The 12,334-nt window shown below is 74.0% G+C and carries 13 protein-coding genes; 3 read left to right on the top strand and 10 right to left on the bottom strand.

What is annotated here, in order from left to right; all coding sequences use genetic code 11:
• Positions 1–32: 32 nt before the first annotated feature.
• Positions 33–326 (bottom strand): hypothetical protein, encoded by a 294-nt coding sequence (locus tag ACIHAA_RS15725; protein WP_399817241.1) that lies wholly within the window; start codon positions 324–326, stop codon positions 33–35.
• Positions 327–491: 165 nt separating this feature from the next.
• Here ACIHAA_RS15725 and ACIHAA_RS15720 point away from each other — a divergent pair, with 165 nt between their 5' ends.
• Positions 492–1,052, top strand: coding sequence for a hypothetical protein (locus tag ACIHAA_RS15720; RefSeq protein ID WP_399817239.1), 561 nt, complete (start codon positions 492–494; stop codon positions 1,050–1,052).
• A 34-nt stretch (positions 1,053–1,086) separates the two neighbouring features.
• Here the strand turns inward: ACIHAA_RS15720 and ACIHAA_RS15715 are convergent, their stop codons facing one another.
• The 5 genes from ACIHAA_RS15715 to ACIHAA_RS15695 all read right to left on the bottom strand — a co-directional run bounded on the left by ACIHAA_RS15715 (position 1,087) and on the right by ACIHAA_RS15695 (position 6,608).
• On the bottom strand, positions 1,087–2,115 hold the full coding sequence (locus tag ACIHAA_RS15715; protein ID WP_399817238.1) for an LLM class F420-dependent oxidoreductase: 1,029 nt from the start codon (positions 2,113–2,115) through the stop codon (positions 1,087–1,089).
• Between the two features lie 116 nt (positions 2,116–2,231).
• Positions 2,232–3,002, bottom strand: a complete 771-nt coding sequence (locus tag ACIHAA_RS15710) for a DUF5336 domain-containing protein (protein ID WP_399817236.1) — start codon at positions 3,000–3,002, stop codon at positions 2,232–2,234.
• A 158-nt stretch (positions 3,003–3,160) separates the two neighbouring features.
• The gene (locus ACIHAA_RS15705) at positions 3,161–4,063 is read right to left on the bottom strand and encodes an N-acetylmuramoyl-L-alanine amidase (protein ID WP_399817233.1); all 903 of its coding nucleotides are present in this window, start codon (positions 4,061–4,063) and stop codon (positions 3,161–3,163) included.
• A 10-nt stretch (positions 4,064–4,073) separates the two neighbouring features.
• Positions 4,074–4,736 (bottom strand): class I SAM-dependent methyltransferase, encoded by a 663-nt coding sequence (locus ACIHAA_RS15700; protein WP_399817232.1) that lies wholly within the window; start codon positions 4,734–4,736, stop codon positions 4,074–4,076.
• Positions 4,737–4,871: 135 nt separating this feature from the next.
• Positions 4,872–6,608, bottom strand: coding sequence for an MFS transporter (locus ACIHAA_RS15695; RefSeq protein ID WP_399817230.1), 1,737 nt, complete (start codon positions 6,606–6,608; stop codon positions 4,872–4,874).
• A 257-nt stretch (positions 6,609–6,865) separates the two neighbouring features.
• On the opposite strand from ACIHAA_RS15695, the gene ACIHAA_RS15690 reads away from it, so the two are divergent.
• Together ACIHAA_RS15690 and ACIHAA_RS15685 are read left to right on the top strand one after the other, a co-directional pair.
• The gene (locus tag ACIHAA_RS15690) at positions 6,866–7,408 is read left to right on the top strand and encodes a SigE family RNA polymerase sigma factor (protein ID WP_399817228.1); all 543 of its coding nucleotides are present in this window, start codon (positions 6,866–6,868) and stop codon (positions 7,406–7,408) included.
• A complete protein-coding gene (locus ACIHAA_RS15685) occupies positions 7,405–8,373 on the top strand; it encodes a hypothetical protein (protein WP_399817226.1) in 969 nt (322 codons plus the stop codon). Before ACIHAA_RS15690 ends, ACIHAA_RS15685 begins: the two co-directional genes overlap by 4 nt.
• 71 nt (positions 8,374–8,444) lie before the next feature.
• Here the strand turns inward: ACIHAA_RS15685 and ACIHAA_RS15680 are convergent, their stop codons facing one another.
• The 4 genes from ACIHAA_RS15680 to ACIHAA_RS15665 form a co-directional block, all read right to left on the bottom strand.
• Positions 8,445–9,089, bottom strand: coding sequence for a response regulator (locus tag ACIHAA_RS15680; protein ID WP_399817224.1), 645 nt, complete (start codon positions 9,087–9,089; stop codon positions 8,445–8,447).
• Positions 9,090–9,217: 128 nt separating this feature from the next.
• Positions 9,218–10,528 carry a sensor histidine kinase gene (locus ACIHAA_RS15675; protein WP_399817222.1) on the bottom strand — a complete coding sequence of 437 codons (1,311 nt, stop codon included), beginning with the start codon at positions 10,526–10,528 and terminating at the stop codon, positions 9,218–9,220.
• Between the two features lie 12 nt (positions 10,529–10,540).
• Positions 10,541–11,263 (bottom strand): ABC transporter permease, encoded by a 723-nt coding sequence (locus ACIHAA_RS15670; RefSeq protein ID WP_399817220.1) that lies wholly within the window; start codon positions 11,261–11,263, stop codon positions 10,541–10,543.
• The gene (locus tag ACIHAA_RS15665) at positions 11,263–12,294 is read right to left on the bottom strand and encodes an ATP-binding cassette domain-containing protein (protein WP_399817218.1); all 1,032 of its coding nucleotides are present in this window, start codon (positions 12,292–12,294) and stop codon (positions 11,263–11,265) included. Before ACIHAA_RS15665 ends, ACIHAA_RS15670 begins: the two co-directional genes overlap by 1 nt.
• Between the last annotated feature and the right edge of the window lie 40 nt (positions 12,295–12,334).

Below are 12,334 nucleotides of genomic sequence, written 5' to 3'. Positions count from 1 at the left end.
CCTGCGGGCCCGGCGGTGCCGGGCACCGCGGGTCAGTGGCGCTGGATGCGGTTGGCGATGGCGTGGCCGACGAAGAGGTAGACCACGGCGGCCAGACCGTATCCGGCGACCACCCGGGCCCAGGCCTCGTCGAAGGTGAACAGGTCGCGTGACCAGCCCGCCAGCCACTGCGCGGTGTGGTGGACGAACTCCACCAGGGCGTTGCCCGGGTTGGCGTCCAGCAGATACATCAGAATCCACAGGCCCAGGATGAGGGCCATGACATCGGCGACGACCGCTATGACCGTGCCGGCTCCGTTGGCGCCGTTGCGATATCGAGGGGACATGACCTCCGGATTGCCCGTCCCCACCCATTGAAACGCGCCAAGACCGCACAGCCCTTGCGGGACAAGGGGACCACCCGATCGGCTGCCCCGGGGCGGCGCGGCCCGGCGGGACGCGCGAGGCTGACCGTGGAGCCGTCGCCCGCCCGACCGGAGGACCCCGTGCCCGTGCCGATACGCACCCTCGCCCTCGCGCTCGCCCTGAGCACCACCGTGTGCGCCGGTGCCGTCGCCTGCGGGCGGGGCAGCGCCGCCCGGCAGGTGGCGGCCTACATCACGGTCCCCTCGCCCTCCCCGTCCACCCCGGTGGAGCGGCTGCAACTCGCCAGGTCCCGGTTCACGCTGGACGCGGGGCTCGCGGCGGGGGCGGTCCAGGAGTGGATCGAGAAGCCCTGGAAGGCGGGCGCGTTCGCGAAGGACGCGCGGGGACGCTCGGCCGCGCTGCTCCAGGCCGCCGTCGCGGGCACCTTCGCCATCCACCGGCTCAAGGGCGCCCGGCACAACGCCCAGGGCGACCCCGTGCTGGCCCGGGCCCTGGCCCCGCTCAGCGCGGGCCTCGACTCCCTGGGGGGCCTCCCGGCCAGGCTCCGCAAGGGCGACGAAAAGGCGGTCGGTGCCGCCGTCGGCACCTTCACCACCGTCATCCGGCAGTTGAAGGACGCGGGCAAGAGCTCGGGCGTCCCGGTGCGGGACCAGGTGCCCTCCGGCCCCCAGCTGGCCCGCGGATGAATCCGCGGCCCGGCCGCCAAGTCGACTGACTCCGCTACGAGTTCAGCTCGGCCAGGACGCGCAGGGTGCCCGGGTCGGGGGACACGGCCAGCAGATCCGTGACCGGGCCCCGGCGCCACAGCTCCAGCCGCTCCGCGATCCGTCCGCGCGGTCCGACGAGCGAGATCTCGTCCGCGAACGCGTCGGGCACCGCGCGCACCGCCTCCTCGCGGCGGCCCGCCAGGAACAGCCGCTGGATGCGCCGGGCCTCCTCCTCGTACCCCATGCGCGCCATCAGATCGGCGTGGAAGTTCCGTGCCGCGTGGCCCATCCCGCCGATGTAGAAGGCGAGCATCGCCTTCACCGGCAGCAGCCCCTCACCCACGTCGTCGCAGACCGCGACCCGGGCCATCGGCGCGACCATGAAGGGGCGCTCGCCCCCGCCGGACCCGTGGAGCGCGGCCGGTGAGACCCCGTACGCCTCCGGGCGGGTGGGCGACCAGTACAGCGGCAGCCAGCCGTCGGCGATCCGCAGTGTCTGCGCCACATTCCGCGGCCCCTCCGCCCCCAGCAGCACCGGAAGCCCCGCCCGCAGCGGATGGGTGACCGGCTTCAGCGGCTTTCCGAGCCCGGTGCCGTCCGCGCCCCGGTAGGGCAGGGAGTGGAAACGGCCCTCCAGCACCACCGGCGCCTCGCGCCGCAGCACCTGGCGGACCACATCGACGTACTCCCGGGTCGCGGTCAGCGGGGACGCCGGGAAGGGGCGCCCGTACCAGCCCTCGACGACCTGCGGCCCCGACAGACCGAGACCGAGCAGCATCCGGCCGCCCGAGAGATGGTCCAGGGTGAGCGCGTGCATCGCGGTGGCGGTGGGGGAGCGGGCCGCCATCTGGGCCACCGCCGTCCCCAGCCCGATCCGGGAGGTCCGCGCGGCGATCCAGGTCAGCGGGGTGAAGGCGTCCGAACCCCAGGACTCCGCGGTCCACACCGACGCGTAGCCGAGCCGTTCGGCCTCCTGCGCCAGGGCGAGGTGGTCCGCCGCGGGGCCGCGCCCCCAGTAGCCGAGTGCCAGTCCCAGCCGCATCCTGCCTCCGGACACTCATGACTGATGAGCCGTCAGGTGTGCTGTCGGGAGGCGACTCTACGACGACGGCCCCCCGCCCGGAAGGGGCGAGGGGCCGTTGCGGCCGGGGCGGCGGCTCAGCCGCGCTGGATGCCGCTGGCGTCCTGGAGCACTCCGCGGCGGCCGTCCTGGGTCTGTGCCACCAGGGCGGTGCCGCGCTGCTCGACCGCCAGATACCAGGTGCCCGGGGCGAGTTCGGCGATCGGCGCGGCCGAGCCGTCCTCCGCGTAGAGCGGGCGCGGCACCGGCACGGCGAACCAGAACGGCGAGAACTCCGCGGCGGGCGCGGGCTGCGGCTGCCCGCCGTACGCCTGCGTCGGCTGGTGCTGGGCGCCGTAGGGCTGCTGCTGGGCGCCCGGGTAGCCGTAGCCCGGCTGGGGCTGCTGCGCGCCGTAGGGCTGGGGCGCGGCGGGCTTGGGGGCCGGGACCAGAGCGGTCTGGAGGGCCGGGACGAGCGGGGTGGCGATGGCGGCGGCGGCCATCACCAGGGCGGCGAAGAAGCCGAGGACGAGCCCGGCGCCCGCCTCGTTGGCGTCGATCAGCGTCCACAGCAGCACCCAGGCGGCGGCGACGGTCAGCGCGGTCCCGAAGGCTCCCGGCTCCAGGCCCGCGACCTTGCGCGGCGCGGGGAGCAGCCGGGTGAACACGACCAGCGCGCCCCCGACCACCCCGGCCATGTAGGTGCCGAGCCCGAGCCCGAGGTCGTCCCAGGCGTTGGGAAGGTTGAGCTGGGCGCAGATCGCACTGGCACTGCCGCAGCCGGTGAGATCGAGGAACGACGCGATGAACAGCACTACCGCTGCACCGATCACCACGCCGTCGCCTCTAGTGAGGGAGCGGATATTCACTTCGGGTCCTTCGTCTGTCGTCTCGTCGTCGGTGGAGGCGTCGCTGTCGCCGTATCGCCCTCGGGCCGCGGTGTGTGGCGCGCGGGCGGCCCCGCATCGTAGGGACGACACTATCGTCCGCCCGGTCGGGGTGTCCGCCCGGTTGGCGCGGGCGGGAGCTACTCGTGCAGGAAACTCACGATTCCCTCAGAGATCCCCTGCGCCGCCTTCTGCCGCCACGCGCCGTTGGTCAGCAGGGCGGCGTCGGAACTGTCGCGCATGTTGCCGCACTCGATGAACACCTTGGGAACCGTCGACAGGTTGAGGCCGCCGAGATCGCCGCGTACGACGAGACCGGTGCCGTGGCCCTGGTAGTTGGAGAGCGGGCTGCCGGTGGCATGGGTGAAGCCGTCCCGGATCCGGGTGCCCAGCGCGCGCGAGGGACCCACGATGGGGCGGGTGTCCGCGGAGCCCTGGTGCAGGGGGGCCGGGAGGATGACATGGAAGCCGCGGTCGCCCTGCGGTGCGCCGTCCGCGTGGACGGAGACGGCCGCGTCCGCGTGCGCCGCGTTGCCGATCCGGGCCCGCTCGTCCACACAGGGCCCCCAGGGGCGGTCGCCGTCCTGGGTGAACTTCACCGTGGCGCCCTGCCGTTCCAGCAGGGCGCGCAGCCGACGGGCCACGTCCAGGGTGAACCGGGCCTCGGTGTAACCGGCGTTGGTGGCGGTGCCGGTGGTGTCGCACTCCTTGTGGTGGGAGCCGATGTCCACCGGGCGGTTGATCTCGGCGGTGTGCCGGAAGTTGCCCGGGTTGTGCCCCGGGTCGACGAGGACGACCTTGCCGCGGAGCGAGCCGGGACCGGCCGCTCCACCGCCGGACGGGGACGCCGTGCCGTCCCCGGCCGGTGCGGCGGCGGGCGGCCCCGAGCGGGGTGCCGGCCCTCCGCCGGTCGCCGCCACCGCCTCGTAGACCAGCCAGCCGAGCAGCGCGGCCGGAACCAGCGCGGCGGCCGCGATCCTCAGCGGCCCGCGCCAGGTGCGGCGGGGTTCGGGGGCATCGAAGTCCGGTCCCACGTACGACATGTCCCCGACCCTAACGGCGCGCCGCGGCCGCCGCCCGCGTTCGCCGCAGGACGCGCAGCGAGTCGGTCGCCGAGACCTCCGTGAACTCGCCGGACGCGAGGGCCCTGAGGTAGACCCGGTACGGCGCCTGGCCGGTGAACTCGTCCTCCGGCTCGGGGAAGACGTCGTGGATGACCAGCAGACCGCCCTCGGCCACGTGCGGGGCCCAGCCCTCGTAGTCGGCGCCCGCGTGCTCGTCGGTGTGGCCGCCGTCGACGAAGACCAGGCCGAGTGGGCTCCCCCAGACCGCGGCCACCTGCGGCGAACGGCCGACCAGCGCCACCACGTGGTCCTCCAGGCCCGCCCGGTGCAGGGTGCGCCGGAAGGTGGGCAGGGTGTCCATCAGGCCGATCTCGGGGTCGACCGTCTCCGGGTCGTGGTAGTCCCAGCCGGGCTGCTGCTCCTCGCTGCCGCGGTGGTGGTCGACCGTGAGCGCGGTCACCCCCGCGGCGCGCGCCGCGTCGGCGAGCAGGACCGTGGAGCGCCCGCAGTAGCTGCCGACCTCCAGCAGCGGCAGCCCGAGCGCCGCCGCCTCGACGGCCGCCGCATACAGCGCGAGCCCCTCACGCAGCGGCATGAAGCCCTTCGCGGCCTCGAAAGCGGCCAGGATCTCGGGCTTCGGCGCCGCGGTCATGGGGGTCCTTTCGGTCGTACGGACGGGCAGGCCGGGACCGGCGCGCACGGCGCCGGGGACCTGTAGGCGCCCCATGCTGCCGCACCCCCCGCCGCGAGGGCGACGGGGGGTGCGGGGCGCGGGGCGCGGGGCGGGTCAGGCCGGGACGGTCTCGCCCGGCAGGGAGAGATCCAGGTCCACCGGGCGGTCGTCGCCGGTGTGGGTGGCCGAGGAGGCGAGCGGGGCGTGGCCCGCGGCCCGGGCGGCCACCACGTAGGGGCCCTGCGCCGGGACGGCCAGCGCGTAACTGCCGTCCTCCGCGGAGAGCGTGGCGCCCGCCTGGCGGCCCCGGCGGTCGATCAGCGTGACCCGGGCGCGGGCGACCGGGGCGCCCCCGGCGTCCAGGACCCGGCCGCGGAAGCCCCGCAGGACTTCCTCGGCGCGCTCCAGGTTGGCGTCCTCCTCGCTGCTCGCCCGCAGCTGCACCGCCGCCGAGGGGCGCTGCCCCGGCAGGAACAGGGCGAGCAGCAGACCGAGGGCCACCGCGCCGGTCGCGATCAGGAACGAGACCCGGAAGCCGTGCATGGTCGGGATCGCCATGCCGTTCACATGCTGCGCGGTGTTGGCGAGCACCATGCCGATGACGGCGCTGGAGACCGAGGTGCCGATGGAACGCATCAGGGTGTTGAGGCCGTTGGCCGCGCCGGTCTCCGAGGCCGGGACCGCGCCGACGATCAGGGCGGGCAGCGAGGAGTAGGCGAGGCCGATGCCCGCGCCGAGGATCACCGAGGTCACCACGGTCTGCCAGGCGGCGTCCATCAGGCCGAGGCCGCCGCCGTAGCCGATCGCGATGATCACCAGGCCGATGAGCAGGGTGACCTTGGGGCCGTAGCGGGCGGACAGGCGGGCGTAGACCGGGGCGGTGAACATCATCGTCAGGCCCAGCGGGGCCACGCACAGGCCCGCGACGACCATCGACCGGCCGAGGCCGTAGCCGGTGGCGGCGGGCAGCTGGAGCAGCTGCGGCAGGACCAGCGAGACGACGTAGAAGGAGACACCGACCATGATCGAGGCGAGGTTGGTGAGCAGCACCTCGCGGCGGGCGGTGGTGCGCAGGTCGACCAGCGGGGCGGCCACCCGCAGTTCGAACAGCCCCCACAGGACGAGGGTCACGACGGACGCGGCGAACAGGCCGAGCGTGGTGCCGGACGACCAGCCCCAGTCGCTGCCCTTGGTGATCGGCAGCAGAAGCAGCACCAGACCGGCGGACAGGCCGAGCGCGCCCGGCAGGTCGAAGGAGCCCTTGGCGCGGGCCGGGGACTCCGGCACCACGAGCAGGGTGAGGACGATCGCCAGGACACCGAGCCCGGCGGCGCCGAAGAACAGGGTGTGCCAGTCGGCGTGCTGGGCGACCAGGGCGGCCGCGGGCAGCGCGAGTCCGCCGCCGACGCCGATCGAGGAACTCATCAGGGCCATCGCCGAGCCGAGCCGCTCGCGGGGCAGCATGTCCCGCATCAGGCCGATGCCCAGCGGTATCGCGCCCATCGCGAAGCCCTGGAGCGTACGGCCGACGATCATCGGCAGCAGGGCGTCGGTGAGCGCGCTGACCAGGGCGCCGACCACCATCACGGCCAGGCTGGCGAGCAGCATCCGCCGCTTGCCGTAGAGGTCGCCGAGGCGGCCCATGATCGGGGTGGCCACGGCGCCGGAGAGGAGGGTGGAGGTGAGGACCCAGGTGGCGTTGCTGGGCGCGGTGCTCAGCAGCTGGGGCAGATCCTTGATGACGGGGACCAGCAGCGTCTGCATCACCGCGACCACGATGCCCGCGAAGGCGAGCACCGGCACGATCGCGCCGGACGGCCTCCGGGCTGGCTGGTCGGTCGTGTGCGTCATGAGGTGGGGCCTCCAGGCCGGAAGGGGAGAAACGTGCGGAGTGCGGGTACAGGCACCGGGTGAACCTCGTATGCATGGGCAACTATTCCGATGCTTCGGCCCACTAATGAATCCTTGACCAACCCGTGAGGATCTGACCTGCCGTCATCCCACGGAGAGATCTCCGGGCCGGAATGGGCGTGCCGCGGGGGAGATCTCTGGGCCGAGGCAACGATCCGGGTGCCTCATGGACTCCCTTTGACGTCAAGGAGGTGCCCATGGGGGATCGGGAACAGGCTCGGGACACCGAGTTCCAGAGCTTTGTCATCGGCCGCTGGTCGCGGCTGATGCGCACGGCATTTCTGCTCACGGGGGAGCAGCACGGTGCGGAGGACCTGGTCCAGTCCACGCTCGAACGGGTCTACGTGGCCTGGCGCAGGGTCGGTGCGGCCGACGACCCGGAGGCCTATGTGCGCCGCATGATGATCAACGCGCATGCCCGCAGGCACCGCAGACGTCTCAAGGAGTTCCTCGCACCGAGGGACGACTCGGGGCTGGTGCACGAGGTGCCCGAGACCGGCGACCGCATCGCGCAGGCCGATGACCGCGGCGCGCTGCTGACGGCGCTGGCGCAGTTGCCCCCGCGGCAGCGGGAGGCCGTGGTGCTGCGGTACTGGGAGGACCTCACCGAGACGCAGACGGCCGAGGCGATGGGCTGCTCGGTCGGCGCGGTGAAGAGCAACACGGCCAAGGGGATCGCAAAGCTCCGTGCCGTGTCCGGACTGGCGGAGATGGTGACCGAGGGAGGGCGGCAGCGATGAGCGGGGACCGTGAGACGCGGATCGGCGGGACCGGCGGGACCGGCGAGATCGGCAGGACCGGCGGGACCGGCGAGATCGGCAGGACCGGCGGGACCGGCGAGATCGGCAGGACCGGCGAGACCGGCCGGACCGGCAGGGAATGCGGGGGCGCTGGGTACGGGGACGTTGTGTACGGGGGTGTGGCGCGTGGGGGCATGGCGCACGGGGACATCGCCTTTCTGCTGGCCGAGGCCGCCGACCGGGTGGAGGTGGGCGTCGTCCCCGTCCAGGCGGTGGTCCGCGGGGGGCGGCGCCGCAGGACGCGCCGCTGGGCGCTGACGGCGACGACCGCGGTGGCGTTCTGCGGGGCCACGGGGGCGACCCTCGCCATGGCCTGGGACCCGGGCACGGACGGGAAGCGCGTCGAGCCCGCGGCGACACAGCCTGCCTCGCCGGGCACCCACCAGGTGGACAAGCCCCTGGTCACCACGCTCGCGAGAGGGGTGGACCTCGGCAGGCAGTGGCGGGTCTCGGTGGAGGTGTGGGACGCGCCTCGGAACAGAAAGGAGGCGGAGAACCAGACCACGGCGATGGCACGGGAGGGACTGCCGTCGACGGGCAGCGTCCGCGGGGACGGCCGGGTCGGCAAGACCTCCTACTTCGTCCGCTGGACCTACGGGGGCGGCCGACCGGAGACGATCATGTTCGACACGGTCGGGCGGTGGGACCCGCTGAGGAACATGGAGTTCGAGTCCGCCGCGGCGCCCATGGGCGGCCGCGACGGCCAGCTGGTGGTGGGCCAGGTCGCCAAGACCGCCCGGCAGGTCGCCTGCTCATGGAAGGACGGCACGTCCACCGTGGTCCGGAGGGCCTCCGACGACCCCGGCAGCGGCAACACGATCCGTCCGGCGGCCGGAACGCCGGTCGACTGGTTCGTCTGCGTGGCACCGAAGGGGACGGAGATGAAGTCCGTCGGGTTGAACTAGCGCACTCCGGGCCGCGGTCGGACGGGGGTCGGCCGCGGCCCGGAGTGCGCTTCGGCGGTGATCCGGGGCCGCTACAGCCAGCCCTGGCGGCGGGCCTCCCGCATGGCCTCCATGCGGTTGCGGGTGCGGGTCTTGCCGATGGCGGAGGAGAGGTAGTTGCGCACCGTGGACTCGGAGAGGTGCAGCTTTCCTGCGATGTCGGCGACGGTCGCGCCGTCCACGGACGCGTTCAGTACGTCGCGCTCGCGCGCGGTCAGCGGACTGGGCCCGGCGCTCAGGGCCGCCGCGGCGAGCGCCGGGTCGATCACCGTCTCCCCGGCCAGTACCCGCCGGATCGCCGCGGCCAGCTCTTCCACCGGGCCGTCCTTCACAAGGAACCCTGCGGCGCCCGCCTCCATGGCGCGGCGCAGATAGCCGGGGCGGCCGAAGGTGGTGAGGATCAGCACCCGGCAGTCCGGGGCCCGCTCCCGCAGCACGGCCGCCGCGTCCAGGCCGCTCATGCCGGGCAGTTCGATGTCGAGGAGCGCCACATCGGGGCGGTGGTCCCGTACGGCGTCCACGATCGCGTCGCCCGCCGCGACCTGCGCCACGACCTCGATGTCCTCCTCCATGCCGAGCAGCAGGGCGAGCGCCCCGCGCATCATGCCCTGGTCCTCGGCCAGCAGCACCCGGACGGGCGGGCCCGCCGCCCGGGGGTCCCCCGTTGTCTCGTTCACGGGGCCATCGTAGGGAGGACCGGGCGGGCGGGGGGCCGGACGGGCACGTTCTCCGGACGAGCGTCCGGACGGGCGGTCCGGATGAGCAGCCCGGGCGGGTGGCCGCGGGTACGGGCCGGGCCGCCCGGTCAGCCCGTGCCGCCAGGTGCCGTGGGCAGTGGCCGTCCCGGATGCTGCGGCTGCTGGGGCAGGTCCGCGGCCTCCACGGGGAGTTCGGCGGTGACCGTGAAGCCGCCGCGCGGTGAGGGACCCGCCCGCAGTGAACCGCCCGCCGCCGCGAGGCGTTCCGTCAGGCCCTTCAGACCGGTGCCGCCGACACCCTCCGGTACGGGCCGCGCGGATGTGCCGTCCCCGTCGTCGACGACCGTGAGCCGGACCCGCTCGGGGGCGCTCTCCACGGTGATCCCGCAGTGCGCGGCACCGCTGTGGCGCACGGCGTTGGTCACCGCCTCCCGCACCACCCAGCCGAGCAATGCCTCCGTCGCAGGTGCCAACGGCGGCCCCGACTGCTGCACCCGGGGCTCGATGCCCGCGGCGGTGAGGGCCGACCGGGCCCGGTCCAGTTCCGTGCCGAGGCTGCCCTCGCGGTAGCCCGTCACCGCCTCCCGGATCTCGGTGAGCGCCTGGCGGCCCACCGACTCGATGTCCGTCACCTGGGCCAGTGCCGCGTCCATGTCCCGGCGCGCCAGGCGGCGGGCCGCCTCCGACTTCACCACGATCACCGAGAGGGTGTGCCCGAGGAGGTCGTGCAGATCGCGGGAGAAACGCAGCCGCTCCTCCTCCACCGCGCGCCGGGCCAGCTCCTCCCGGGCCGCCCGCAGTTCGCGGACCGCCTCGGACAGGGACAGGATCGCGGCCGTCACCATGGTCGAGATCCAGGTGGCGTAGGCGATGTTCAGTCCGTTCCAGCCGTCCCGGGCACCGCTGACCGCTCCCGCCAGCACCGCGACCGCCGTGCCCGCGAGGCGCAGCTGGGGGCCGCGCACCACCGCGCCCGTCGCCAGCCCGAGCAGCGGGAAGAACAGCAGCCAGCTGCCGCCGTAGCCGATGGAGAGCCCGCAGGTCAGCACGGCCATCAGGCCCAGGGCCAGGCGGGTGGAGCGGGCCTCGCGGGTCTGCTTCACGAAGGCGCGGAACGCCACGTAGATATAGAGGGAGTTGAAGGCGAGCAGGCCGAGACCGCCGATCCACGGGTTCGGGGTCTTGCTCTGGAAGATGTTCGAGAAGGCACCCATCCCCAGCAGCAGCCAGGGCAGCAGGGTGAAGCCGCTGGGCGGGGGGCCCGGGCTGTCCGGGATCCTCCCGCACGCGCGCGCCGCCCGGTACTCGGACTTCAGGCGCACCTTGTTCTCCTTGTAGTACCGCTGCTGCTCCCGCGCCTCCCGCACCGCCGAGCGCCAGGCGCTCCACCCTGATGACATCGTGGACATCCAGGACATCTCTCTCCCCGTTCAGCCGGTCGCCGCGCTCCGGCGGTACGACAGGACAGCGTACGAACCGAACACCAGCAGCCAGAGGGCCAGCACCAGGACCGCCGCGGGCGCCGGGGCGTGCCCGTCGGCGACCGCCGTGCCGAGCTGGGCGAAGCGGTGGGTCGGGGTGTACGCGGACAGGGTGCGCAGCCAGCCGGGGAACAGGGAGACCGGGAACCACAGGCCGCCCAGCACGGCGAGCCCCAGATTGCAGATCATGTTCGTCACGCCCGTGGTCTGCGCGGTCATCCGGTAGCCGTTGCCGAGCCCGAGCAGGGTGAAGGGCACCGAGCCGAGCCACAGCAGCAGCGCGATCGCGGCCCACTGCCAGGCGGCCAGCCGCACCCCGTTGAGCAGGCCGCCCGCCGCCAGCACCGCGACGATCGCGGGCAGCACGGTCACCGCGCCGGTCAGGGCCCGGCCCAGTACGACCTGGCGCGGGGTCATCGGGGTCACCCTCAGCTGCCGCAGCCAGCCGACGGCCCGGTCCTCCGCCACCCCGCCGCCGGTGTTCAGCGCCGAGCCGACCGCGCCGTAGGCCGCCATGCCCACCATCGACGCCGTGCGCCAGGCGCCGTCGCCGTTGCCGCCGCCGATGTTGGTGAACAGCAGGTACATCATCACCGGCATCGCGACCCCGCCGATCACAAAGCCGACGTCGCGCAGGGTCCGGCGCACCTCCAGCCGCAGATAGTCCCCCATCACACCGTCTCCCTCTCGTCCTTGTCCTCGTCCTTGTGGCCGTGCTCGTGCTTGTGCTCGCGCCCGTGTTCGCCCTCGTGTCCGCGCCCATGTCCGCGCTCGCGCTCGCGCCCGTTCCCGTGCTCGCGTTCGTCCCTGTGTGCCGTCAGGGCCAGGAAGGCGTCGTCCAGTGACGCCGGGGCGACCTCCAGGCCGCGTATCGCGCCCAGGCCGGCCAGGGCGACGACGGTGGCGTCGGAGTCGTCGGTGCGCAGCAGCGCCCGGTCCCCGCGGACCTCCAGCGACCGCACCCCGGGCAGCAGGTCGAGACCGTCGGAGCCGCGGCCCGCCAGGTCGACCGAGACCAGGCTGCCGCCCGCGGACCGCCGCAGTTCCTCGCCGGTGCCGTCCGCCACGATCCGGCCCCGGTCGATCACCAGGATCCGGTCGGCGTAGGCGTCCGCCTCCTCCAGGTAGTGCGTCGAGAACAGGACGGTGCGGCCGCCGCGGGCGTAGGCGCGCATCGAGTCCCAGAAGGCGTGCCGGGCCTCCACGTCCAGGGCCGCCGTCGGCTCGTCCAGTACCAGCAGCGAGGGGTTCCCGGCGAGGGCGACCGCGAAGCGGACCCGCTGGGTCTGGCCCCCCGAGAGCCGGTCCACGCGCCGCCCCGCCAGCTCGGTGATCCCGGCCAGCTCCAGCGCCCGCGCGACGGGCAGCGGGTCGGGGTAGCGCCCGGCCACGAAGGTCACCAGCTCGCGGACGGTGACCCGGGGCACCGCCCGGCCCTCCTGGAGCATGGCGCCCACCCGGCCCGCGCGCACGGCCTGTTCGGGCGAGGTGCCGAACAGCTCCACGCGCCCCGCGTCGGGTGTGCCGAGGCCGAGCAGCAGGGAGATCGTCGTCGACTTGCCGGCGCCGTTGCGGCCGAGCAGGGCGACGGTCTCGCCGGTCCCGATCTCCAGATCGATGCCGTCGACGGCGCGCAGCGCGCCGTAGGTCCTGACCGCCCCCGTGAAGGACACGGCGGGCGGTGTCCCGGTCGTCTTCGTCATGCCCCCGACACTACGAACGGCCGGGGCCCTCCCGGCAGAT

It is taken from the genome of Streptomyces sp. NPDC052040 (assembly GCF_044548405.1).
Classification (GTDB): Bacteria; Actinomycetota; Actinomycetes; order Streptomycetales; family Streptomycetaceae; genus Streptomyces.
The sequence above is the reverse complement of the archived record's forward strand: the minus strand, read 5'-3'. Positions and strand labels throughout refer to the sequence as shown.